17 protein-coding genes are annotated in these 25,004 nt (G+C 32.0%); 13 read left to right on the forward strand and 4 right to left on the reverse strand.

The window, feature by feature from the left end; translation table 11 throughout:
- Positions 1 to 84: 84 nt before the first annotated feature.
- Together BD847_RS00840 and BD847_RS00845 are read left to right on the forward strand one after the other, a co-directional pair.
- Positions 85 to 930, forward strand: a complete 846-nt coding sequence (locus tag BD847_RS00840) for a FemAB family protein (RefSeq protein WP_244201537.1) — start codon at positions 85 to 87, stop codon at positions 928 to 930.
- Positions 931 to 979: 49 nt separating this feature from the next.
- On the forward strand, positions 980 to 2,209 hold the full coding sequence (locus tag BD847_RS00845) for an O-antigen translocase (RefSeq protein WP_244201538.1): 1,230 nt from the start codon (positions 980 to 982) through the stop codon (positions 2,207 to 2,209).
- Here the strand turns inward: BD847_RS00845 and BD847_RS00850 are convergent.
- Positions 2,206 to 3,342, reverse strand: a complete 1,137-nt coding sequence (locus tag BD847_RS00850) for a glycosyltransferase (RefSeq protein ID WP_115886381.1) — start codon at positions 3,340 to 3,342, stop codon at positions 2,206 to 2,208. The two genes, BD847_RS00845 and BD847_RS00850, sit on opposite strands and share 4 nt — an antisense overlap.
- Before the next feature lie 44 nt (positions 3,343 to 3,386).
- On the opposite strand from BD847_RS00850, the gene BD847_RS00855 reads away from it, so the two are divergent.
- Positions 3,387 to 4,463, forward strand: coding sequence for a glycosyltransferase (locus BD847_RS00855; RefSeq protein ID WP_115886382.1), 1,077 nt, complete (start codon positions 3,387 to 3,389; stop codon positions 4,461 to 4,463).
- Between the two features lie 7 nt (positions 4,464 to 4,470).
- On the opposite strand, the gene BD847_RS00860 is transcribed toward BD847_RS00855, so the two are convergent.
- Genes BD847_RS00860 through BD847_RS00870 form a run of 3 tightly spaced genes read right to left on the reverse strand, consistent with a single transcriptional unit; the run spans position 4,471 to position 6,971 of the window.
- Entirely contained in the window at positions 4,471 to 5,400 is a 930-nt protein-coding gene (locus BD847_RS00860; protein ID WP_115886383.1) for a glycosyltransferase family 2 protein, read from the reverse strand.
- Positions 5,401 to 6,288 carry a glycosyltransferase family 2 protein gene (locus BD847_RS00865; RefSeq protein WP_115886384.1) on the reverse strand — a complete coding sequence of 296 codons (888 nt, stop codon included), beginning with the start codon at positions 6,286 to 6,288 and terminating at the stop codon, positions 5,401 to 5,403. It lies immediately after the preceding gene.
- The gene (locus BD847_RS00870; protein WP_115887304.1) at positions 6,288 to 6,971 is read right to left on the reverse strand and encodes a cell division ATP-binding protein FtsE; all 684 of its coding nucleotides are present in this window, start codon (positions 6,969 to 6,971) and stop codon (positions 6,288 to 6,290) included. Before BD847_RS00870 ends, BD847_RS00865 begins: the two co-directional genes overlap by 1 nt.
- Positions 6,972 to 7,335: 364 nt before the next feature.
- Between BD847_RS00870 and BD847_RS00875 the strand changes: the two genes are divergently transcribed.
- The 10 genes from BD847_RS00875 (at position 7,336) to mdh (ending at position 24,784) form a co-directional block, all read left to right on the forward strand.
- Positions 7,336 to 10,353, forward strand: coding sequence for a tetratricopeptide repeat protein (locus BD847_RS00875; RefSeq protein ID WP_115886385.1), 3,018 nt, complete (start codon positions 7,336 to 7,338; stop codon positions 10,351 to 10,353).
- A gap of 95 nt (positions 10,354 to 10,448) precedes the next feature.
- Positions 10,449 to 11,312, forward strand: a complete 864-nt coding sequence (locus BD847_RS00880; RefSeq protein WP_115886386.1) for a PhzF family phenazine biosynthesis protein — start codon at positions 10,449 to 10,451, stop codon at positions 11,310 to 11,312.
- A 133-nt stretch (positions 11,313 to 11,445) separates the two neighbouring features.
- The gene (locus BD847_RS00885) at positions 11,446 to 13,197 is read left to right on the forward strand and encodes a TonB-dependent receptor (protein ID WP_115886387.1); all 1,752 of its coding nucleotides are present in this window, start codon (positions 11,446 to 11,448) and stop codon (positions 13,195 to 13,197) included.
- Between the two features lie 124 nt (positions 13,198 to 13,321).
- Positions 13,322 to 13,852 (forward strand): GNAT family N-acetyltransferase, encoded by a 531-nt coding sequence (locus tag BD847_RS00890; protein WP_115886388.1) that lies wholly within the window; start codon positions 13,322 to 13,324, stop codon positions 13,850 to 13,852.
- A gap of 64 nt (positions 13,853 to 13,916) precedes the next feature.
- Positions 13,917 to 14,366 carry a hypothetical protein gene (locus BD847_RS00895; RefSeq protein WP_115887305.1) on the forward strand — a complete coding sequence of 150 codons (450 nt, stop codon included), beginning with the start codon at positions 13,917 to 13,919 and terminating at the stop codon, positions 14,364 to 14,366.
- A 572-nt stretch (positions 14,367 to 14,938) separates the two neighbouring features.
- The gene (gene asnB / locus BD847_RS00900) at positions 14,939 to 16,615 is read left to right on the forward strand and encodes an asparagine synthase B (protein ID WP_115886389.1); all 1,677 of its coding nucleotides are present in this window, start codon (positions 14,939 to 14,941) and stop codon (positions 16,613 to 16,615) included.
- 299 nt (positions 16,616 to 16,914) lie between these two features.
- Positions 16,915 to 18,531 carry an asparagine synthase B gene (asnB, locus tag BD847_RS00905; RefSeq protein ID WP_115886390.1) on the forward strand — a complete coding sequence of 539 codons (1,617 nt, stop codon included), beginning with the start codon at positions 16,915 to 16,917 and terminating at the stop codon, positions 18,529 to 18,531.
- Between the two features lie 253 nt (positions 18,532 to 18,784).
- Positions 18,785 to 21,517: a M16 family metallopeptidase gene (locus tag BD847_RS00910; RefSeq protein WP_115886391.1), complete on the forward strand. Its 2,733-nt coding sequence runs from the start codon at positions 18,785 to 18,787 to the stop codon at positions 21,515 to 21,517.
- Between the two features lie 284 nt (positions 21,518 to 21,801).
- Complete coding sequence (gyrB, locus tag BD847_RS00920) at positions 21,802 to 23,742, forward strand: DNA topoisomerase (ATP-hydrolyzing) subunit B (protein ID WP_115886393.1); 1,941 nt, start codon at positions 21,802 to 21,804, stop codon at positions 23,740 to 23,742.
- Positions 23,743 to 23,851: 109 nt separating this feature from the next.
- Entirely contained in the window at positions 23,852 to 24,784 is a 933-nt protein-coding gene (mdh, locus tag BD847_RS00925; RefSeq protein WP_115886394.1) for a malate dehydrogenase, read from the forward strand.
- The last annotated feature ends 220 nt before the right edge of the window (positions 24,785 to 25,004 follow it).

Genomic DNA, 25,004 nt, shown 5'->3' on the forward strand with positions numbered 1-25,004 from the left:
AAATACGAAGAGAACGATTATACATTATGGAATGATTTTGTAAATCAAGCTAAAAATGCAACATTTTTGTTCCATCGTGATTTTATGGAATATCACAAAGATCGGTTTGAAGATTTTTCGCTTTTAGTTTTTGAAGATGAAAAGTTGCGGGCAATTCTTCCGGCCAATAAACAAGGGAAATCAATTCATTCACATCAAGGACTTACCTATGGTGGATTGGTTTTTTCGTCTAAATTGAAAGCAGAAAAAGTGGAATCAATTTTAGATGAAATTTTATTTTTTTTAAAAGAAAATAGAATTGAAACCTTTTATTATAAGTCGGTTCCCGATTTTTATTTTAAAGAAGGAAATAAAGAAGTGGATTTTTTTCTATTTCGGCGTGGTGCAATCTTAGAAAGAAAAGAAATGAATTTAGCTATTAATTTGTCGACAAACTTAAAGATTTCAAAAAGTAAATTAAAGCATTTTCGAAGAATCGAAAATCTAGATTTGCATATGTTAGAAGAAGAAGATTTTAATCCTTTTTGGGAAAAAATTTTGCAACCAAGACTGTTAGAGAAATTTGGTGTAAAACCTGTCCATTCAAAGCAAGAAATGACTTATTTAAAATCTCAGGTGCCGCAAAATATTAAACAATTTTCGGCATACTTAAATGGTGAAATTATTGCTGGAGTAACAATTTTTGAAACAATAAATGGTGTAAAATCGCAATATGGGGCAACTTCAAAAAAAGGTGAAAAATTTAGGGCTTTAGATTTTTTATTCATCAATCTAATTTATAAATATAAACAAGAAGGTAAGTGTTTTTTCGATATGGGTATTGTAGATGATGAAAACGAGGTAGGTTATAATCTAGGGCTTTTGAAACAGAAAGAAGAATTAGGCTGTTCTGTTTATAATCAGGATTTTTTTAAAATAAACTTACTATAATAGTTTGAGTTTCTATAGAAAAATAATCCACACAAACTTGTTTAAGATTATGTCCTTAAACACTTTTAGCGTTGTTTTAAAAATTGGAATCGGGCTGATTACCTCAAAAATATTAGCCATTTTTGTAGGGCCGAGCGGAATGGCATTGGTCGGCAATCTACGCAATTTTTTAACTTCATTAGAAAATATTTCGATTGTAGGTTTTCAAAACGGAATTGTAAAGTATACGGCAGAAAATGAAAAGAACAAAACAGAATTTCATAAAATAGTTTCAACTGTTTTAATAAGTTTAGTACTTGTTGCGCTTGTTTTAAGCGGAATTCTATTTTTTTCAGCTTCTTTCTGGAATGAGAAAATCTTTGGAAATAATATCGAATATTTAATCGTTTTTAGAGTTTTAGCTTTTGTCATACCAACTTACGGTTTGTCAATTTTTTTGATTGCAATAATTAATGGCTTGGGAAAATTTCAAAAAGTAATAGGAATAAATATTATTGGAAATTTCATAAGTTTATTAACTTCTGTTTTTTTGATTTTGCAATTTAAAACCACTGGTGCTTTATTAGCAATTGTTATTGCTCCGAGTTTATTATTTTTTGTCACTTTTTTTTTAGTGCAAAAAGAAATTCAATTTCTTCAGTTTGTAAATTTCAATTTATTTGATTTTAAAATTATAAAAAATCTTTCTTCTTACTCTTTGATGGTCTTGGTTTCGTCCGTTTTAGGGCCATTTGTATTTCTTGCAATTCGAAATTACATTATTAAGAATTTTGGAATCGAACAAGCTGGATATTGGGAAACCATAAATAGAATCTCAACTTATTATTTAATGTTTGTAAGTACAATTCTAAGCGTTTATTTTCTTCCAAGACTATCGAAAGCCTCAACTAAATTCCAAACTAAAAGTATTTTTTGGCAGTTTTATAAATTCATTTTGCCTGTTTTTATATTGTCTATAATTGTAGTTTATTTGGGTAGATTTTTTATTATTCAACTATTATTTACAAAAGAATTTCTGCCCGTAACCAATTTGTTTTTTTGGCAACTTCTAGGAGATGTTTTGAAAGTTTGTTCACTAGTTTTAGGGCTTCAATTTTTTGCAAAAAAAATGACTTTTGCTTTCATAATTTCTGAACTTTTTTCACTTTCAGTGCTATACTTTTCGAGTTTATATTTTATAAAAATATTTAAGATTGAAGGTGCTGTAATTGCTTATGCTTTTCAGAATTTGGTTTACTTAATGACACTTTCTCTATATTTTAGGAAAAGCCTTTTTTAGTGTTCTACCCATTTTTGAATATATTTTTCCGCAATTTTTATATACTTGTGATGCTCCTCAATAAAAATTCTTGCGTGTTTTCCTATCTTCCTAATTTCCTCCGGATTTTCTATTAAAAAAGACAATTCTTTTACCAGATAATCCACATCAGGAATGGCATTTATACATACTTTTTCGGTAAGATTGTAGTATTTGATGAACTCAGGTTCGGCGTTTGTAAAGACTACTTTTCCTTTTGCCATGGATTCTAGAGCATTGTATCCTTGATCGTAGCCATAAATTTGATCTAGTAAAATATGGGCACTATTATATAAATTAATATATTCCGAATAGGGAACACTGGTAACAGTAATTACTTCTACTTTAGAACTATATTTTTGTTTAATTATTTCTAGTGCTTTTTCAAAATAATCATTTCCTTTTTTTAAAAAGTTATCCTTGTTGATCCCATGAAAAATGATGATTTTACGAATGGTTTCTAAAGCTTGAAATGAAAGTTTGTTAATATTTATTGGATTCGGGATAAGTCCTAAATATTTTTTGTTTCCTTGGAGAGGTAAATGGTAATCTAAATCTGAGGCAATTATGCCGTTGCAGTTTTTATATATAAAGTTATGTAGCCTGAAAAAACTTTTTTTACGGAATTTTAAAACATTTTCAAATGATTTTTTATCAATTTTATGATTTAGATAGAGAGGGATTACAGATTTAAATTCAGGATTTTCAAAACAATATTTTACATTCAAATAGTCATAACCACAGCTTAATAAAAACAATTTTTGATTGTTTTTTAGTAAATAAGAAATGATTTTTTTTTCAAAGTAAGGTGTACAATGAAAACTATTTTCGTTAATGAGTTGTACAACATCAAAACCAAAACATTGATTTTTAAATTTTAGAAATTGAATATAAGTTAGATAAGAACTGATATCAAAACCAGAAATTTTGAAGATCGCAATTTTTATTTTTTTCAATAAACCAGAATCCCATTTTTTTTGAATAGGAAAATCTACAGGAAAATTTTTAAAACCGTCATTTTGACCTATAATAAAAACTTCATGCCCTAAAGCCTTTAAACCTTCTTTTAAAGAATTATGCAAATGGCTGTATTCGCCTACCAATAAAACTTTCATTTATATGTATATTTGACAAATATATTTACTTTTTAGGTTAAAACATGAATAAAAAGAAAGTTGCTATTGTTTCAAATTCTTTAGATAAAGGAGGGGCAGAACGTTTTGCAACTTTATTGACTTTTATGTTAGAAGATTCCGATTTTGAAGTTCATTCTATTACAGTAAATGATGGTGTAGATTATTTATTTGCTGGCACTTTATTTAATTTAGAGAAAGAAAGTGCGAAATCAGTTTCTTTTAGAAAAATAAAAAAAGGTATTTTATTGCGTCGATATTTAGTTCTAAATAAAATTGAAATTATAATAGACAGCAGAACAAGAAATGTTCTTTTTAGAGAATTGACAACAAGATTTATTTACGGAAAAAGAAGAATCTTTTATATAGTGCACAGTTATAATTTTGAAAATTATTTTCCTGCTTCGAAATTTTGGTCAAAATTAATTTATAAAGATGTTGAAGCTTTAATTTGTGTGTCAAAAGCAATTGAAAAGAAAGTGAATCAGTTGTTTGAATTAAAAAATACAATAACAATACATAATCCTTTTTTCCTTACTAAAGAAGGAATACAAAAAGATTATGTAGTAACTCAAAAAGTAGTTTTGTTTTTTGGTAGGTTTGATGAAAAAGTAAAAAACTTTACTTTATTATTGGAAGGTTTTTCACAATCTAAAATTTTTCTAAAAGGCTATAAGCTTCATTTGATGGGTGAAGGGAATGATGTGAACTTTATTAAACAAAAAATAAAAACTTTTAATTTAGATAATTACGTTGAAATTTTCCCGTTTAAAAATAATCCTTATCAAGAAGTTCAAAAAGCTAAATTTACAATTTTGACTAGTAATTATGAAGGCTTTCCGCTTTCGATTATAGAATCTCTTGCTTTGGGAACGCCTGTTGTTTCGGTGGACTGTAATTCTGGTCCAAGAGAAATTATTCAAAATGAATATAATGGATTACTTGTTGAAAATCATAATTCAAAAGCTTTGGCTGAAGCTATGAATAGATTTATTGATGATCATGAATTATATTTTTTTTGTAAAAAGAATGCTATCGAAAGTGTTCAGCATTTAAATTTAAAAACTGTTGCTGAAAAATGGAAAAATCTTTTAAAAATATAAGATAATGTTACTTAAAAACTGATGAGCCAATTCCTAAATTTGTCAAAAAAGTTTTAAACAAAATTAAAGGCCGCAATAAAAACGAAGGAAGAGTTAATAGAATTCTTTTTTTTAAGCCTAGTTTTTTGAAATCAATTGGAGCGCAATATTTATTATAAAGGGCTTTTTCTCCAACTAACCTGCACTTTATAGCAAGCGAGAAACGATTTAAATCTAAAAATCTCTTTAAATCAGAATTTATTTTTTCAATTGCTTCAAATTTCGAAAAATCCATTTTTTGTGTAATTAATTTAGTGTTTTTAGAAAGACTTTTCGGGTCGTAAACATAACGGGCTAATATTTTCCATGAAAAAACCACAGGATGAATTAATCCAATTCTAATCCATAAATCAGTATCTTGGCCACTTTTTATTTTGGTGTCAAAAAATCCAACTTCCACAAAAATAGATTTATGGAAAACGGCGCATGAACTACAGAGTACAGTTTCTTTTAAACTCGCTTTAAAATAATTTACAATTTCAAGTTCATTGCCTGATTTGTAAATAGAATACTGAGCAGGAACTATTTTTTTAGAAGTTTCAAATTCAATTGCTGCTGCAAATACTTTTTGAGCAGGAACTTTTTTAATAGCATCAAACATACTTTCTAAAAACATTGGGTACCAATAGTCGTCTGCGTCTAGAAACGTTATGAAATCAGCTTTTGCTTTTTCGATTCCGTAATTTCGGGCTGTTGAGGTTCCTTCATTTTTTTTGCTGAAATAATTAATTCTGGAATCTTTAAATTGCATTATTTTTTTTTCACTTTTGTCTGTAGAACCATCATTTATAATAATAATCTCAAAATCCTGAAAACTTTGATTCAGTATGCTTTTTATCGTGTTTTCGATAAAATTTTCTTTATTGTATAATGGAACTATGATGGAGAAAAAAGCCATTTATTTTGTCTTTAAAAAGCAATAATAACCTAATTTATAAATATCAAACAGAAAAAGTGATGGCTTTTCTGAAAGTAGATTTAGTCGAATTTTTTGCTCTGATTTTTTAAAAATAAAAACAAAAAAAGAAATCAGTTTTAATCTTCGCAAAAAATCAAATGAAGTGATAATTTTACTTTGGTCTTTGGAGATTTTATTAGCAATATTTAAAAAAACTAAATTTTCTAAAGCGACTTTCGTTTTGGTTAGAAAAATTTTTGAAGTTTCACAGTTTAAATGAAAAATAGGATTTTCAATATGAGTAATTTTAATGCCATTTGATTTTAAAATGGTGAAAAAAAGCAAATCTTCGTAACCGTATTTCGTTAGTGTTTCATCAAATGGAAAACCAATTAAAATTTCTTTTTTAATTAATAGATTAGAAACTAAAGCAAAATCATAATGATTTTTAGATCGTTCAGCTAAATTTTGGGATTCTCTTTTTTTTCCATAAATCCAACGTAAAAGTAATTCTTTAGCAGGTTTATCATCTTTATATAATTGACCACCAAAAACGACTTTTTGATTTTTTTTTATTGCGGTAATATAATTAGAAACGAATTGGTTATTAGTAGGAATTACATCAGCATCCAAAAGAAGCAAATTTTCATACATTGCTTTTTCGGCTAATAAATTCCGAATCGCACTTCGACCAACATTTTTTTTTAAAACAATAAAAGAGCATTCTTGAAATTGACTTATTTTGTGATTTTCCTCTATAACAAGATCTGAAGCATCATCATAACAAATAATTTCATATTCAATTCCTAAATTATCAGCTTGCTGTTTAATCTCAGAAACAAGAGGATAAACATTATAATTGTAAACAGGAATTAAAACAGAAAGCATTACACGCTTCTTTGTACCACTTCGAAGATTCTTTCATCTTCGCATTTCAGTGTTTTAGATGGGAATTTCATCAACAAAGCATAATCGTGCGTTGCCATAATAACCGTTTTTCCGTTTGCGTTGATGGTTTTTAAAACTTCTAAAACCTCAGAACTAGTTTGCGGATCTAAGTTTCCGGTAGGTTCATCAGCCAGAATAAATTCCGGGTCATTTAGCAAAGCTCTTGCAATTGCAACACGCTGTTGTTCACCTCCGGAAAGTTGGTGTGGCATTTTGTTTAGGAAATTGATCATTCCAACTTTATTCAAAACTTCATCAATTTTGTGTTCCATTGCTTCTTTTTCTGTCCATCCAGTTGCTTTTAGGACAAAAAGCATATTGTCTTTTACAGAACGGTCCGGAAGTAGTTTGAAATCCTGAAATACAATCCCGATTTTACGTCTCAAATACGGAATATCATTTTCTTTTAAAGTTGCCAAATCAAATTCAACAATATGTCCTTCGCCTTCCGTTAAAGGCAAATCTGCGTATAAAGTTTTTAAGAAACTACTCTTTCCGGAACCTGTTTTTCCAATGATGTAAATAAATTCACCATGTTGAACATCTAAATTAATATGAGATATAATTTTTCTTCCTTCTTGATATATAGTGACTTCTTTAAGCGAGAGTACGGTTTGTGACATAATAAAATTGATTTGATTGGTAAAAGTAATAAGATAACGATTGGATTCAAAATAAATTTCAATCATTTCTTAAGAAAATTTCTAGTAAAAGAAATGAAAATTTAAACCCTATAAGTAATACAAGTTCATTTTAGTAAATGGCATAAAGAATTTTTTATTGGTTAAAACTTATATGATTTTAGAGTAATAACCAGATGACGAAAACAACTCGCTTATAATTACTTATATGACTTATATGGTTAAAAAATGCCATGCTGGAAGCTGTGAAATAGCGCTTGTTAAATTTTTTGTTCATAATAAAAGCAGGAAACGTTTCGTTATAAACGGTATAAAATGATAAATTTGAATACTAAATAAAACTAAAATGCGTAGACTTTCCTGGTTCTTTTTACTCCAAATTATTCTTATTTCGACCACGGTTTCGGCACAAAAATCAGCTATATATACTTACGATTTAAAGGATTTTGATAAAGCAGTTGCTTTATACAATGACAAACAATATGCATCGGCGCAGCATATTTTTCAATATGTTAAAAATAATAGTGCACCAACTGAAGAAGTAAAATCAGATTGTGCTTATTATATCGCAAATTGCGCCATCAGAACCAATCAGCCAAATGCTGATGCTTTGATGGAAAAATTTGTTGCAGATTATCCAACAAGTACCAAACAAAATCAAGCTTACATTGAAGTAGCACAGTATTTTTTCGAACAGGGAAATTATCCAAAAGCGTTGCAATGGTTTGATAAAGTAGATGAAAGTTACATGAGTAAAGCCGATTCGGATAAGTTTAATTTCCAAAAAGGCTATAGTTATTTCAATGCAAAAAAGAAAAAAGAAGCAACTACGTATTTCAATAAAGTAGTAAATTCTGCTGAATATGGTTCTCAGGCCAAATATTATTTAGGATTTATGGCGTATGAAGGTGACGACTATAAAGAAGCAACGAAATATTTTGATGAAGTTTCAGGCGAAGAAAAATACAAAGAGAAGCTTTCGTATTATCAGGCCGACATGAATTTCAAACTTGGAAATTTCCAAAAAGCAATTGATTTGGGGCAAAAAGCCATGGCGAAATCAAATGAAATGGAAAAATCAGAATTGAATAAAATTATTGGTGAAAGTTATTTCAACTTAAAGCAATATGGCAAAGCAATTCCGTTTTTAGAGCAATACGCAGGTAAAAAAGGAAAATGGAATAATACTGATTTTTACCAATTAGGTTACGCGTATTACGAACAAAAAGACTATGAAAAAGCGATTTCTCAATTCAATAAAATTATTGAAGGAAAAGACTTTGTCGCACAAAATGCGTATTACCATTTAGGTTTAAGTTATTTAAATACAGGCAAAAAGCAAGAAGCTTTGAATGCTTTCAAAAATGCTTCAGAAATGGAATTTAATGCTCAGATTCAGGAAGATGCGGCGTTGAATTATGCTAAATTGAGTTATGATATTGGAAATGCTTATCAGACTGTTCCTGGAATTTTGCTTGATTTCCTAAAAAAATATCCAAATAATTCGAGCAAAGCTGAAGTTGAAAAATTGTTAGTTGACTCTTATATTTCGACTAAAAACTACAAAGAAGCTTTGGTTTTATTAGAAAAAAACAGATCAGCTGAGAATAAAGCTGCTTATCAAAAAGTTTTGTTTTACAGAGGATTAGAATTGTACAATGAATCTAATTATGCTGAAGCTGGAAAAATGTTCAAAAGTGCCATCAGCGAACAAAAAACACCAGAATTTACAGCACGCGCTACTTTCTGGAAAGCGGAAACAGAATATCTTTCAGACGATTTTCAGAATGCTTTACTGACATACAAGCAATTTGCAGGTCAGACTGCTGCGAAATCTACAGAAGAATACAAAAACATCAATTATAATATTGGTTATACATATTTTAAACTGAAAGAATACGATCAGGCTGCAACTTCATTTCAGACGCAAATTGATAATTCGCCTTCTGATAAATCACGTTTAAACGATTCATATTTGCGTTTAGGAGATTCCAGATTTGTGAGTTCTAAATATTCGCAGGCAATGGAAGCTTACGGAAAAGCAATTGATGCTAAAGGTGTAGATGCCGATTATGCACAATTTCAAAAAGCGCTTTCGTATGGTTTTATGTCAAAAAATGATCAAAAAATCAATGAGTTGAACAACTTCCTAAAAATGTATAAAAAATCAGAATATCGTGATGATGTTTTGTTTGAATTAGGAAACACTTACGTTGCAGACAAGAAAAATGATCTAGCAATTAAAACGTACGATCAATTGATTTCAGAATATAAAAACGGTTCCTTTACTTCAAAATCAATTTTGAAACAAGGTTTGATTTATTACAATTCAGATCGTGATGAACAGGCTTTGACCAAATTCAAAAAAGTAGCTGCTGAATTCCCAAAAACTCCCGAGGCTTTAGAAGCAGTTGCCACCGCAAGATTAATTTATGTTGATTCAGGAAAAGTAGATGAATATGCAACTTGGGTTCGAACTTTGGATTTCGTTTCTGTTACAGATGCCGAATTGGATAACGATACTTATGATGCTGCGTTTAAACAATACAGTCAAAACAACAGTAAAACTGCAATCGCTGGTTTTGCAGGTTATGTGAGTAAATTCCCTTCTGGATTGCATGCTTTAGAAGCTAATTTTTATTTGGCTCAATTGTATTACGCTGACGGATCAGAAACAAAATCGATTCCAAATTATCAATATGTAATTGATCAGCCAAGAAGCGAATTCACAGAACAAGCATTGAATAGATTAGCTCAGATTTACTTAAAATCAAAAGAATGCGATAAGGCAATTCCGGTTTTAGTGCGTTTGCAAAACGAAGCAGATTATCCTCAAAATAAAAACTTCGCTCAAGCCAATTTGATGAAATGTTATTATGATAAAAAAGATTATGACAATTCGGTTATAGCTGCGGAGAAAGTATTGGAAAATCCAAAATCAGATGCAGGAGTAAAAGCTGATGCGCAGATTATTGTTGCCCGCGCTGCAATGCAAACAGGAAATGAAGACAAAGCAAAAGCAGCTTATGCAAAACTTTCGGCAACGTCAAAAGGAGAATTAGCTGCAGAAGCGTTGTATTATGATGCTTATTTTAAAACTAAAGAAGGCAAATTTGATGCTTCGAATACAGCAGTTCAAAAGTTGGCAAAAAATTATTCGGCTTATAAATATTATGGCGCGAAAGGTTTGGTTTTAATGGCGAAAAATTTCTACGGATTAAAAGACAGCTATCAGGCAACTTATATTTTAGATAACGTAATAAACAATTTTACAGATTATCCGGATGTGGTTGAAGAAGCAAAAACAGAATTGAGTGCAATTAAATTGGAAGAATCTAAAACGAATTCCTCAATTAATAAATAAGAAAATTGTAGAGAAAAGAAGCAAGAAGCAAGATTGCTGAAAAAGTCTTTCTTCTTGCTTCTTTTCTCTACTTTCTCTAAAAAAAAATAAGAACAATGAGTTTACCTTTTTATATAGTTGATGTTTTTGCTGATAAAAAATACGCCGGAAATCAATTGGCAGTTTTCTTAGATGCACAAAATTTAAGTTCGGCAGAAATGCAGCAGATTGCAAGAGAAATCAATTTCGCAGAAAGCACATTTGTAACCAAACTGGACAGAGAAAATAATAAAGCTGAGATTAGAATTTTTACTCCGGCTCATGAAATGCAATTTGCTGGTCATCCAATTATCGGAACTTCATGGGTTTTGATGAATAAAATATTTGAAAATTCGCCAACTGAAATTAAACTGGAAGTTCCTATTGGACCAATTGAGATTCGTAAATCAGAAGGATTGGTTTGGTTAAAAGCAGCGCAGCCAAAGTTTTGGGATGTTTTTTCAAAACAAGATTTTACACAATTTAGCAATCTGCAATTAAGTGATTTTGAAAACCAATTCCCAATTCAGGAAGTGACAACCGGAAGTGCTTTTGTAATGGTTCCTTTAAGTAGTGAAAGAGCTTTGGAAAATTTGGTTCTAGATAAAGATAAAGCGGATCAATGGATGAAACAACATTGTAAAACCGATCATAGAGGCTTGTATTTTTACTATTTTGAAGGTACTAAAGTAATGAGCAGATTGTTGTACATAGAGCACAATCAGTTAATGGAAGATGCAGCAACCGGAAGCGCGAGCACGTGTTTACAGGCTTCTTTACTGAAATACAATACCAAAGAAATCGAACTTATCAATCATCAGGGAGATTATATTAATCGTCCTTCCGAAATTTATTTCAAAGGAAAACTAACCAACGATAAGTATGATATTGAAATTGGTGGGAATGTTCAGTTTGTTGCCAAAGGTGAGTGGGAAGCTTGATTTTAGAAAATAGAAAAAAGAGCAAAGTGTCAAGATATTAGAAAATAGAATAAAAAAATAGAGAAAAATTTAGGAATTGCAGAGAAGTCTTTCTTCTTTATTCTAGCTTCTTTTCTCTAATAAAAAAAGAAATATGAAATTAAACTGCCGAAATAAAATCACCATTTTACTAATGTTGTGTGCTGTTCAGCTTTCGTTTTCGCAAAAGAAGAATGAAAACATCGGAACTGAAACGGTAAACGTGGTAAAACCTTATTCGCCAACAATCTCGGATGCCTTCAAAGTGAAAGAAACTCCTTCGCTTGACGATAGTGGTAATCAGCCAAAAGAAACTATTAAATATAGCATTTTGTCGGTTCCGGTTGCGTCAACTTTTACGCCTTCAAAAGGAAATGCGCAAGGCGTGGACAAATCTAAAAAAGAAAGATTGTTTAATAATTATGCAACGGTTGGAGTTGGTAATTACGGAACTTTAAATGCGGAATTATTCGTAACACAGGATTTAGGTAATAATGATTATATCGCTGGAATGTTGCGCCATCATTCTTCGCAAGGCGGAATTAAAGATGTGAATCTGAATGATGAATTTTATGATACGGCATTAAATGTTGGATACGGAGTTATCAATCGTGATGTTTCGTGGGGCGTTGATTTAGGATATCAAAATCAGGTTTATAACTGGTATGGTCTTCCAACTGATTTTGGAATGACTTTACCGCCGGCAACACAGGAAGATTTAATAAGAGGTATTAATCCAAATCATTCTTATAATACTATTTCGCTTGGTGGAAATGCTGAATTTACAGAGGGAATTTTCAGTAAAATCTCAACTCGTTTTACGCATTTTTCAGATAGTTTTTCTTCTTCAGAAAATCGTTTTTATCTAAAACCGACTTTCAAAGTGGATGTAATGGATCAGGCGATAAACACCAATATAATTGTGGATCATGTTAGTGGTTCTTTCGAACATAATTATGCTTACGATAATGTGGAGCCATTAAAATACAGTCTGACTAATTTTGGAATTGAGCCAAGTTTTGTGGTTCACGAGAACGAATGGACGTTAGAATTAGGTGCTGGATTATTTTATGCTTTAGATTCAGAAAATAGTGGAAACAAGTTCTTTATTTATCCAAAAGTAAATGCTTCGTATAAATTGGTGGGTGATTTAATGATTTTCTATACCGGAGTAAACGGAAGTTTAAATCAAAACTCATATGCCGATTTTGTAACTGAAAATCCGTTTTTGTCTCCAACTTTAAATATGAGACCAACAAGTAATCAGTATACTGTTTTTGCAGGTTTGAAAGGAAAATTAGCTAATAATGTTAGTTATAATTTGACAGGTTCTTATTTGAATGAAAAAGACAAAGCGCTGTTTAAAAGTCAGGATTATACAGAAGATTTTTCGAACCAGAATTATGCCTTCGGAAATTCTTTTGGTGTAGTGTATGACGATGTGCGCACTTTTCGTTTTTACGGAGAATTAAAAGCTGATTTTTCTCAAAATGTTTCTTTTGGAATTAACGGAACTTTTAATAGTTATAAAACAGATAGTTTAGAAGCGTGGAATTTACCAGCGATGAAATTGAGTTCAAATCTTGATGTCAATATTACAAAACAATGGTATGCAGGTTTGAATGTGTTTTTTGTGGGTGAACGAAAAGATATGCAGACTAATCTGGATTTAGGAGTTGATCCTTTTGTTACCACACTAAAAAGTTATTTTGATGCCAATGCACATTTAGGCTATAAATATAACGAGCGTTTGACTTTCTTCTTAAAACTAAATAATATTGGAAATCAGGCTTACGAAAGATGGCTGAATTATCCTGTACAAGGATTCCAGGTTTTAGTTGGAGGTAATTATAAATTCGATTTTTAAGGTTTTTAACCGCAAAGTACACTAAGTTTTGCGCACAGTCGTAAAGCTTTTTTTAGCCATGGTTTCATGAATTTTTTGGAGTAAATTCGTGAATTCGTGGCTAATTTTTTATAATTTTATTTTTATGGAAATTAAAATAAGACAAGAAAATAAAGAGGATTTCGAAAGTGTATTTCATTTAATAGAAAAAGCTTTTGAAAAGGAAGAATATAGCGATCACAAAGAACAATTTCTGGTAGAGAGACTAAGGAAATCGGAAGCTTTTATTCCGGAATTGTCAATTGTTGCTGAAGTTGAAGACAAAGTTGTCGGACATATTTTATTTACCAAACTGGAGATCAAGAACGAAACTCAAACTTTTCATTCATTAGCATTGGCGCCAGTTTCTGTTTTGCCGGAATTTCAGGGAAAAGGAATCGGCTCAAAATTAATTCTTTATGGGCACGAAAAAGTAAAAGATTTAGGATACAAATCGGTTATTTTGTTAGGGCATCAGGATTATTATCCAAGATTTGGATATGAACTATGCAAAAAATACAATATCAAAATGCCATTTGACGTTCCTGCTGAAAATTGCATGGTTATTAAATTGACAGAAAACGGATTATCGGGCGTAAGCGGAGAAGTAGTTTACCCAAAAGCTTTTTTTGAATAAAAATTTAGACAAAGAAAAAAAACCTTTGCACCTTTGCTTCTCAAAACCTCAGTATCTCAAAAAAATGACTTTTAAAGAAAAAATATATACCCATTATACGCAAATGGTTCAGGATAGAATCGATGTTTTTAGAGACATGATTTCAAACCTGACCGAAGATTCAAAAAACGATGCAAAAGGGTCGGCTGGTGACAAGCATGAAACTGCGTTGTCGATGATGCATATCGAACAGGAAAAACTGACCAATAAATTAAAAGAAGCGATTGCTCAAAAAGCAGTTTTAGATAAAATTGATCCGCTCAAAGTAACTGAGAATATAATTTCGGGAAGTTTGGTAAAAGCAAATGGAATCTATTTGTACTTAAGTGTGGCGCTTCCTAAAATCGCAATTGACGGTGTAAATGTTATTGCACTTTCTCCGCAATCTCCTTTGGGTTCTCATTTAATGGGAAATAAAGTTGGGTTTCAATTTGAGATTAATAAAACGCATTATACGATTGAAAGTGTTGCGTAATTGATTAATTAAGATGCAGTCCCTACGGGACATTTTAATATTTCTAACTTATTTTATTTCTACCAATATTTAATCTCTACGAGATATACTTTATTTAGTGTTAAATGTTTTGTGGCTAATATTAATTTCTCAAAGTTGTACTCCGCCAGGAGTTAAATATTGGTAGAAAAAATATGCCACAGAATAAATTGTCCCGTAGGGACTAAATTCCATAAAGTTTATTATTCCTCGTTCGAAATCGAAATGACAAACTACTTGTTAATATTGAACATAGAATAATTTCTGAATAGCTTTTTATGTTTTGTTTGAGAATCTTTTATATATATTTAAATATCCTAAAATTTAATTCAAAGATTTCTCCAGAACCTTCAATTTTACTCATTGTTTATCCTTGAAATTAAAAATTTCAAGTTCAAGCTAATTTTTACTCTTAAAATTTTACATTTTGTATGTAAAATTGAAAATATGATTACAATTTATAACTGAAATAAAGATTTGTGTTTTTCAATTGTAACCATTACCGCATCTTTGCCCTATCAAAATAAAATTATTAAAAATAAAAATATAGAATTATGTGCGGAATCGTATGTGCCTTTGATCTAAAACAAAAAGCTGAAGCGCTAAGACCTCAAGTATTAGAAATGTCTAAAATCATTCGCCACCGTGGACCAGACTGGAGCGGAATTTACAGCAATGATAAAGCAATTCTTTCGCATGAGCGTTTGGCAATTGTAGATCCAGCTTCAGGAAAACAACCTTTATTTACAGAAGATAAAAAGTTGGTTCTGGCTGCAAACGGTGAAATTTACAACCACAGAGAATTGCGTAAGCAATTTGAAGGAAAATATAACTTTCAAACTGAAAGTGACTGCGAAGTTATTTTGGCACTTTATAAAGAAAAAGGACCTCATTTTGTTGATGAAATGAATGGAATCTTCGGATTTGCAATTTATGACGTTGATAAAGACGAATATTTTGTAGCTCGTGACCATATGGGAATTATTCCATTATACATTGGTTGGGATCAGCATGGAACTTTTTATGTAGCTTCTGAGTTAAAAGCTTTAGAAGGATATTGTACAAAAATTGAGTTATTCCCTCCAGGACATTATTTATCAAGTAAAGATGGTGAATTTGTACAATGGTACAAAAGAGACTGGACAGAATACGATGCAGTAAAAGACAACGAAACAAGTATTCCAGAAATCAAGAAAGCGCTTGAAGCAGCGGTTCACAGACAATTAATGAGTGATGTTCCTTACGGAGTTTTACTTTCTGGAGGTTTAGATTCGTCTATTACTTCGGCTGTAGCCAAAAAATTTGCGCAAAAACGTATTGAGTCAGATGATACAACAGATGCTTGGTACCCGCAATTACACTCTTTCTCAGTTGGATTAGAAGGTTCTCCAGATTTAGCTGCAGCGAGAAAAGTAGCAGATCATATTGGAACTATTCACCACGAAATTAAATTTACAATTCAGGAAGGTTTAGATGCTGTTCGTGATGTAATTTACAACTTAGAAACATACGATGTAACTACAGTTAGAGCTTCAACTCCAATGTGGTTAATGGCGAGAGTTATCAAATCAATGGGAATCAAAATGGTACTTTCAGGAGAAGGTGCAGATGAGTTATTTGGAGGATATTTATATTTCCACAAAGCACCAAACGCAAGAGAATTCCACGAAGAAAACGTTCGTAAATTAAGTAAACTTCATATGTATGACTGTTTACGTGCAAACAAAAGTTTGGCAGCATGGGGAATCGAAGGGCGTGTGCCTTTCTTAGATAAAGAATTTATGGATGTTGCAATGCGCATCAACCCACAAGATAAAATGATCAACAAAGAACACCCGATGGAAAAATGGGTAGTTCGTAAAGCTTTTGAAGATATGCTTCCGGAAAGTGTTGCATGGAGACAAAAAGAACAATTTTCTGATGGAGTAGGATACAGCTGGATCGATACTTTGAAAGAAGTTGTGGCAAGAGAAGTTTCGGATGAGCAATTAGCAAATGCGAAATACAAATTCCCATTACAGACTCCAACTTCAAAAGAAGAATATTACTATCGTTCAATCTTTACTGAACATTTCCCAAGTGATGCTGCTGCGTTGTGCGTGCCTCAGGAAGCAAGTGTAGCTTGTAGTACAAAAATTGCTTTGGAGTGGGATGAGGCTTTCAAAAACATGAACGATCCATCTGGTAGAGCAGTTGCAAGTGTACATGACGATGCATATGCAAAGTCTTAAAAAGTAATTTTTAGAATTAGTATATATTTTCAAAAAAAAGACGTTCTCTTCCTGAGAACGTTTTTCTTGTCTTTGGTAAATAAATTTTAAAGGTTAAAATTTAGAAAAACGATTTAGATTGCGTTTTTTCTTTTATTTAAATGAAATAAAGTTAAATCGTTGAGATTTTAAGATAGATATTCCGTAAAAGCAGAAAATTATATTTAGTTTTGTTTTGGAATAAAGGATTATAATTTGCGTTTTTAGATTGTTCATTTCATTGGGAAATGATTAAAAAAATAATGATAAAATAGAATACTATGTCTGGATTATTGGCTGTTATTGGTAAAGGAAAAGACCCGCAACTTGTTAAAGAACTTTCGGCTAGAATGTCACATCGTGGGCCTGACGAGAGAGATTTACATATTATGGATAATGGAAGTGTGATTTGTCATGAAAGTTTGTCGATCATTGATCTGCATTCCGGAAGACAACCAATTCAGGGAACAGATAAGGCCTGGATGATTCATGATGGTGAAATATACAACTATCAGAAGTTAAAAAATACGGTTTTAAAAGAACATACTTTCAGAACTAATTCAGATTCAGAAGTAATTGTACATCTTTATGAAGAGTTTGGATATAATTTCTGTAACAAACTAGATGGTGATTTTGCTTTTGTAGTCATTAATGGAGATGATTACATGGCAGGAAGAGATCCGATTGGGATAAAACCATTGTATTATGGTTTGGATGAAAGAGGAAGAATTTATTTTTCATCAGAAATGAAAGCCATTGCAGATCAGTGTAAATCGTTTTCAACTTTTCCTCCAGGACATTATTATACAGGTAAAACAGGTTTTGTAAAATATTATCAGCCGGAATGCGAAGATCATAAAAATGCGGTTGAAAGTCTAAATTTAGAATTAATTCGCGAAAAATTAATCGAAGCTACACGCAAGCGTCTTGTAAGCAATGTGCCTTTGGGCGTTGTTTTATCAGGTGGTTTGGATACTTCTTTGATTTCTTCTGTTGCTTCGAGATTGTTAAAAGAGAAAAATGAAAAATTACATTCGTTTTCTATTGGTTTAGATGCGGATGCGCCGGATAATATTGCCGCACGAAAAGCTGCGGAATTTTTAGGAACAGAACATCATGAAATTCATTTTTCTGTAGAAGAAGGAGTTCAGGTTTTAGATAAAGTAATCTATCACTTAGAAACCTATGATATTATTTCTGTGCGATCTGGTGTTCCAATGTATTTATTATCTAAAGCTATTGCCGATGCTGGAATAAAAGTAATTCTTTCAGGAGAAGGTGCTGACGAAATTTTTGGTGGACATTTGTATTTCAGAAATGCACCATCTACAGAAGAATTTCAAGATGAAACGATAGAAAGAGTTCAGAAATTATTTACTGCTGATTTACTGCGTGCCGATAAAATGACAATGGCAAATGGTCTTGAAGCTAGAATCCCATTTTTGGATATTTCATTTTTGGATACTGTAATCCGAATCAAACCGGAAGAAAAACAGCCAAAAACATATGACGGAATTGAAAAATATATTTTAAGAAAAGCATTTGATACTCCGGAAGATCCTTATTTGCCTTCTGAAGTTTTATGGCGTCAGAAAGAACAGTTTTCAGATGGAGTTGGCTATAATTGGGTAGATGAATTGATTGAATATTGTGCTTCGCAGATAACAGATGAACAATTGGCTGGTGCTGCAAAAGAATTTCCATATAATTCTCCAACAACAAAAGAGGCGTATTTATACAGATCGATTTTTCATAAACATTATCCTCAGGTAAGTGCGGCGCAAACAGTTCGCAAATGGATTCCGAAATGGCAGGATAATCTTGATCCAAGTGGAAGAGCTAATGCCGCGCATTTAAAAGCAGGCGTTGAATTTTCGAAATCAAAAGTTATCATGTAAGACAAGCTTTAAAAAGGCATAAATTATATAAGCCGAGATAGTACAGTAAGTATTATCTCGGTTTTTTTGTTATAATGGTAAAATCAATAAAAAAGTAAGATATTAATAAGTAATACGTGAAATGATTGTAAAATGTATTGGTTTTGGCTAAAATTATTAAAAGTAAGTTAATGTTAATCTTACGTGTTTAAGAAAAATACTATATTTGATTACCAAGAATGATTTTAAAATTACTAAACCATTAAATAAAATTATGAGAAAATTATTACTAAGTGGAATTTTATGCTGCTCATTAATTTCTTTGAGTACAGTTTATGCACAAAAATCGGAGGTACCTAAATTTATTACCAATGTTGAAGGTGTTAAAGAATATTCTTTAAAAAATGGATTAAAAGTTCTTTTAATTCCAGACGCTTCTCAGAGCAACATGGTGGTTAATATTGTTTATAATGTAGGCTCCAGAAATGAAGGTTATGGTGAGAAAGGAATGGCCCATTTACTGGAACATATGCTTTTTAAAAGCACCAAAAATCTCGGAGACATAAAAAAAATGCTTTCTGATAAAGGAGGAAATGCCAACGGAACGACGTGGTATGACCGAACAAATTATTATGAAGTATTTCCGTCAAGTGATGAAAACCTTAAATGGAGTATAGAAATGGAAGCAGATCGAATGATAAATGCGACCATTCTGCAAACTGATCTTGATAAGGAGTTTTCTGTCGTGCGAAACGAATTTGAAATTGGAGAAAATAATCCGGATCGCGTTTTACAGGAAAGAATTATTTCAACGGCTTATTTATGGCATAATTACGGAAATAGTACTATCGGAAGTAAAGAAGATATCGAACGCGTAAAAGCAAATACACTTAGAGTTTTCTATGAAAAGTATTATCAGCCTGATAATGCTACGTTAATTGTAGCCGGTAAATTTGATGAACAAAAAACACTGCAATATATTGGGCAGTATTTTGGAGCTGTTCCAAAACCTAAAAGAGTTTTAGATAAAACGTATACGATTGAACCAGCTCAGGATGGCGAGAAATTTGTCGAATTGAAAAGAGCAGGCGATAGCAAAAATGTTGGTGCTTTATATCATACGGTTTCGTATGCCGACAAAGATTATGCAGCCCTTGATGCATTAGGGGAAATTTTAACTGCAGATCCATCTGGATATTTATACAAATCATTGGTTGAAACTCAAAAAGTTTCCAGTTTGTATTTTTGGCAGCCAACAGTAAGAGATGCCAGTTATCTGTATTTTGGATTTGCGGTAGCTAACGATAAAGATATCAAAGGGACACAGGATGTTGTAAGAGCAGAATTAGATAAAATTACAACAATAAAATATACCGATCAGGATGTAAGCAGAGCTCAGGCTAAAATCATCAAACAAATAGAATCAATTAAAAATAACACTATTTCGTTTGCAATAAATCTGACTGAAATTATTGGCGCAGGCGATTACAGATTGGGTTACTTGTATCGTGACGCTATTGAAAAATTGACTAAAGAAGATATTCAGCGTGTTGCAGAAAAGTATTTTAGAAGTAATAACAGGACAGTTGGTGTTTTTATTCCTTCAAAAGATGAGCAGCGAACAAAACCTGTAGAATTTACGGATGAACAAATCGTAGCGCTTACGAAAGAATATAAAGGAAAAGCTTTAGAAAAAGAAGTGGCAGCTTTTGAAGCTTCGATTAAAAATTTGAAACAAAATTTAACTGAAGGGAAACTGACTAACGGCATGAAATATGGCTTGATTAAGAAAGAAATCAAAGGCGGAAAAGTTCAGGCTAATTTTGTATTTCCTGTAAGTAATGAGAAAGATCTTGCCGGTAAATCAGACGTTGGTGCTATTATGGCGCAGTTGCTAAAAACTGGAACAACTACTAAAAGCAAGGAGCAGATTCAGGATCGTTTGGATCAGTTGAAATCGAGTATTGGTTTTAATTTTAATGGACAAACTTTATCTGTTTACGTTAGTACTTATAAAGAAAATTTTAAGGAAGTAATGGCGATTTTAGAAGATCTGCTTCTTAATTCAACTTTTCCGGAAAACGAATTGACTAAAACTATTGCTGAGTATAACACCTATCTAGAAGCAAATTTAAATGATCCACAGTCAATTGCTATAAATGAAATTGACAGACAAACAAGTTCTTATCCTAAAGAAAGTATTTTTTATACTTCTACAACACAAGAACAGATTGATGCTTTTAAAAAGATAAAACAATCGCAATTGGTTGATTTCTATAAAAATATTTTAGGAGGAAATAATGGTGTTGGAAGTGTTGTTGGAGATTTGGATACAAAAGAGGCGACGCAAATTCTGGAAAGTACTTTTGGGAAATGGAATTCTAAATCAAAATATGAACTTGCCAAACCAATTTATTTTGAAACGAAAAAACTAGACAAAGAGTATTTAACTCCTGATAAAGAAAATGCTATTGCACTTGGTAAAGTAAGCTTAAAAATGGACCGAAACAGTCCTGATTATCCGGCTTTTGTAATGGCAAATGAAATATTAGGAAGCGGCGGATTTTTAAGTGCAAGAATCCCAATGCGACTTAGAGAAAAAGAAGGAATTAGTTACGGTGCAGGATCATTTATAAATGTGCCAATTACAAATGATGTTGCTTATTGGGAATATTATGCGCTTTTAAATCCGACTAAAAAGAATGCCGTTGAAGTTGCAGCGAAAGAAGAAATTTCAAAAGCATTAAAAGACGGATTTACAGCAGAGGAATTAAAATCGAATTTGGTAAGCTGGCAAAACGAGAGAAAAACCAGATTAGGAAGTGATGATACTTTGATGGGACTTGTAAATACATATCTACAATACGGAATTCCATTAGAAGATTATGATACTCTTGAAAGTAAAGTAAAAGTGTTAAAAGTAGAAGAGGTAAATACCGTTTTAAGAAAATATTTGAGCCTTGATAAAATGACATCAATTTACGCGGGAGATTTTAATAAAAAATAATAAAGAGGAAATTTCAAATTTCTTATCCCGAAGCTTCGGGACCAAATTCCAATTTGGGAACCAAATAAAAAGCCAAAACACATTTCAAATGTAGTTTTGGCTTTTTTGTTGTTATAGATTCCAATTTTTGGAATTTGGAATTTTCTTTTAGGATTATTTTTTGGTTTTTCAGACAATTGTGTTAATAACTTAAGCGCTTTAAATGGTATTTTAACGGATATATAAATTGCGTTTTTATATATTTGCGTGTTAGACAATAATTACATTTTTTTAGAATAAATTATATGAGCGAAGAAATCAAGAAGAACAATTATTCAGCAGATAGTATTCAGGCATTAGAGGGAATGGAGCACGTAAGAATGCGTCCGTCGATGTATATTGGAGATGTAGGGGTTCGAGGGCTGCATCATTTGGTTTATGAAGTTGTTGATAACTCTATTGATGAGGCGATGGGAGGACATTGTGATACCATTGGTGTTGCAATTAACGAAGACGGTTCGATAACAGTTGAAGATAACGGTCGTGGTATTCCAGTTGATTTACATAAAAAAGAAGGCGTTTCTGCACTTGAAGTTGTAATGACTAAAATTGGTGCCGGAGGTAAATTTGATAAAGATTCTTATAAAGTTTCCGGAGGACTTCACGGAGTTGGGGTTTCTGTAGTAAATGCACTTTCAGTTCATATGAAATCTACCGTTTTTAGAGAAGGTAAAATCTATGAACAAGAATATGAAAGAGGTAAATCATTATACCCGGTAAAACAAATAGGAGAAACAGATAAAAGAGGTACGCGTCAGACTTTTTATCCTGATAATACCATTTTTACGCAAACAACGGAGTTTTCTTATGATACTTTGTCAGCGCGTATGCGTGAGCTTTCTTTCTTAAACAAAGGAATTACGATTACGTTTACAGATAAAAGAGAAGTGGATGAAAAAGGTGAGTTTAAAAGCGAAGTTTTTCATTCAAATGAAGGATTAAAAGAATATATCCGTTATTTAGATGGTAACCGTGAGCCAATTATCACTCATGTAATCAGCATGGATCATGATAAAGGTGAAATTCCAGTTGAAGTTGCCCTTATTTATAACACAAGTTATACAGAGAATATTTTCTCTTATGTAAATAATATCAACACACACGAAGGAGGTACACACTTGCAAGGTTTTAGAAGTGGTTTGACAAGAACACTTAAAAAATATGCAGATGCTTCTGGAATGTTAGATAAATTGAAGTTCGAAATTTCTGGAGATGATTTCCGTGAAGGTTTGACTGCAATTATTTCTGTAAAAGTTGCTGAACCTCAATTTGAGGGACAAACAAAAACTAAACTTGGAAACAGAGAAGTAGTTTCTCCGGTTTCTCAAGCTGTTGGAGAAATGCTTGAGAATTATTTGGAGGAAAATCCAAATGATGCTCGCGTTATTATTCAAAAAGTAATTTTAGCAGCTCAGGCACGTCATGCAGCGAAAAAAGCGCGTGAAATGGTACAACGTAAAACCGTTATGGGCGGTGGAGGTTTACCAGGAAAACTTTCAGATTGTTCTGAGCAAGATCCGGCAAGATGTGAGGTTTACTTAGTCGAGGGAGATTCGGCAGGTGGAACTGCAAAACAAGGCCGTGATCGTAATTTCCAGGCTATTTTACCATTACGAGGTAAAATTCTGAATGTGGAGAAAGCAATGCACCACAAAGTATTCGAAAACGAAGAGATTAGAAATATTTTTACTGCTTTAGGAGTTACAGTTGGTACAGCTGAAGACAGCAAAGCGCTAAATATTGAAAAACTAAGATATCATAAGGTAATCATCATGTGTGATGCCGACGTCGATGGTAGTCACATTTCTACCTTGATATTAACGTTCTTCTTCCGATTTATGAAAGAACTTATCGAAGAAGGTCACGTTTACATCGCAGCACCACCTTTATACTTGGTTAAAAAAGGAAATAAAAAAGAGTATGCATGGAATGATGTGCAGCGTGATCAGGCTAACGAAAGAATGGGTGGAAGCGCTAATATTCAACGTTATAAAGGTCTTGGTGAGATGAATGCGGAGCAGTTATGGGAAACGACAATGGATCCTGAATACAGAACATTACGTCAGGTAACTATTGATAGTCTTGCAGAGGCAGACCGCGTGTTCTCTATGTTGATGGGTGACGAAGTACCGCCACGTAGAGAATTTATCGAGAAAAATGCAGTTTATGCAAATATTGATGCATAAAATGAAAAATTAATAATTCCAATTCGTTTAATTGTTTAAATTTACTAGACAATTAAACGAATTGTCTGTTTAAGGAATAGACAAATTAATAACCGATAAAGTATAAAATATGAAAGTTACCATTGTAGGAGCAGGAAATGTTGGAGCTACATGCGCAGATGTTATTTCTTATAGAGGAATCGCGAGTGAAGTAGTATTGTTGGATATTAAAGAAGGTTTTGCGGAAGGTAAAGCTTTGGATATTACGCAATGTGCTACAAATACAGGATTTAATACCAAAGTATCTGGCGTTACCAATGATTATTCTAAAACTGCAGGAAGTGATGTAGTTGTAATTACATCAGGAATTCCAAGAAAACCAGGAATGACAAGGGAAGAATTAATAGGTATTAACGCAGGAATTGTGAAAACTGTTGCTGAAAATGTACTTAAATATTCTCCTGACACTATAATTGTTGTTGTTTCAAATCCGATGGATACAATGACGTATTTAGCTCTAAAAGCTACAGGATTACCAAAAAATAGAATTATCGGTATGGGAGGAGCTTTAGATAGTTCTCGCTTTAGAACATATCTTTCTCTGGCTTTGGATAAACCAGCGAATGATATTTCGGCAATGGTTATTGGCGGACACGGAGATACTACTATGATTCCGTTAACTCGTTTAGCATCTTATAATGGTATTCCGGTAACTGAATTCCTTTCCGAAGAGGTTTTGCAAAAAGTAGCCGCTGATACTATGGTTGGAGGAGCAACACTTACAGGTCTTCTAGGGACATCAGCATGGTATGCGCCAGGAGCATCTGTGGCGTACTTGGTTGATAGTATTTTAAATGATCAAAAGAAAATGATTGCATGTTCTGTTTTTGTTGAAGGAGAATATGGTCAAAATGATATATGTATTGGAGTGCCTTGTATAATCGGTAAAAATGGAGTTGAAGAGATTCTGGATATTCGTTTAAACGAGCAGGAGAAGGCATTGTTTGCTAAAAGTGCAGATGCAGTTCGAGGCATGAATGATGCTCTAAAATCGATTTTATAATAACGATTATCAAAAAAAAATGGAGAAGGCTGCACTTTTGCAGTCTTTTTTTTGAGATTAATTGAAAAATAAATTGGTTAATCTTTTCGAGAATTATATATTTGCTCGGTTTAAAAAAAATGTTGTAATTCGTGATCTCGATTTTTTAGTTTTAAAAACTCATGTCAGGGCTTATTTTATGGGAATTTAAAGCAAAAACAAACAATAAAACATAATTAAT

It is taken from the genome of Flavobacterium cutihirudinis (assembly GCF_003385895.1).
Classification (GTDB): Bacteria; Bacteroidota; Bacteroidia; order Flavobacteriales; family Flavobacteriaceae; genus Flavobacterium; species Flavobacterium cutihirudinis.

Coding starts and splice junctions, on each gene's coding strand:
- BD847_RS00840 (WP_244201537.1), top strand. CDS start 85: ATGGAATATCACAAAGATCGGTTTGAAGATTTTTCGCTTTTAGTTTTT.
- BD847_RS00885 (WP_115886387.1), top strand. CDS start 11,446: ATGAAATTAAACTGCCGAAATAAAATCACCATTTTACTAATGTTGTGT.
- BD847_RS00890 (WP_115886388.1), top strand. CDS start 13,322: ATGGAAATTAAAATAAGACAAGAAAATAAAGAGGATTTCGAAAGTGTA.
- BD847_RS00850 (WP_115886381.1), bottom strand. CDS start 3,342: ATGAAAGTTTTATTGGTAGGCGAATACAGCCATTTGCATAATTCTTTA.
- BD847_RS00880 (WP_115886386.1), top strand. CDS start 10,449: ATGAGTTTACCTTTTTATATAGTTGATGTTTTTGCTGATAAAAAATAC.
- BD847_RS00870 (WP_115887304.1), bottom strand. CDS start 6,971: ATGTCACAAACCGTACTCTCGCTTAAAGAAGTCACTATATATCAAGAA.
- mdh (WP_115886394.1), top strand. CDS start 23,852: ATGAAAGTTACCATTGTAGGAGCAGGAAATGTTGGAGCTACATGCGCA.
- BD847_RS00875 (WP_115886385.1), top strand. CDS start 7,336: ATGCGTAGACTTTCCTGGTTCTTTTTACTCCAAATTATTCTTATTTCG.
- BD847_RS00910 (WP_115886391.1), top strand. CDS start 18,785: ATGAGAAAATTATTACTAAGTGGAATTTTATGCTGCTCATTAATTTCT.
- BD847_RS00855 (WP_115886382.1), top strand. CDS start 3,387: ATGAATAAAAAGAAAGTTGCTATTGTTTCAAATTCTTTAGATAAAGGA.
- BD847_RS00895 (WP_115887305.1), top strand. CDS start 13,917: ATGACTTTTAAAGAAAAAATATATACCCATTATACGCAAATGGTTCAG.
- asnB (WP_115886390.1), top strand. CDS start 16,915: ATGTCTGGATTATTGGCTGTTATTGGTAAAGGAAAAGACCCGCAACTT.
- BD847_RS00845 (WP_244201538.1), top strand. CDS start 980: ATGTCCTTAAACACTTTTAGCGTTGTTTTAAAAATTGGAATCGGGCTG.
- asnB (WP_115886389.1), top strand. CDS start 14,939: ATGTGCGGAATCGTATGTGCCTTTGATCTAAAACAAAAAGCTGAAGCG.
- BD847_RS00860 (WP_115886383.1), bottom strand. CDS start 5,400: ATGGCTTTTTTCTCCATCATAGTTCCATTATACAATAAAGAAAATTTT.
- gyrB (WP_115886393.1), top strand. CDS start 21,802: ATGAGCGAAGAAATCAAGAAGAACAATTATTCAGCAGATAGTATTCAG.
- BD847_RS00865 (WP_115886384.1), bottom strand. CDS start 6,288: ATGCTTTCTGTTTTAATTCCTGTTTACAATTATAATGTTTATCCTCTT.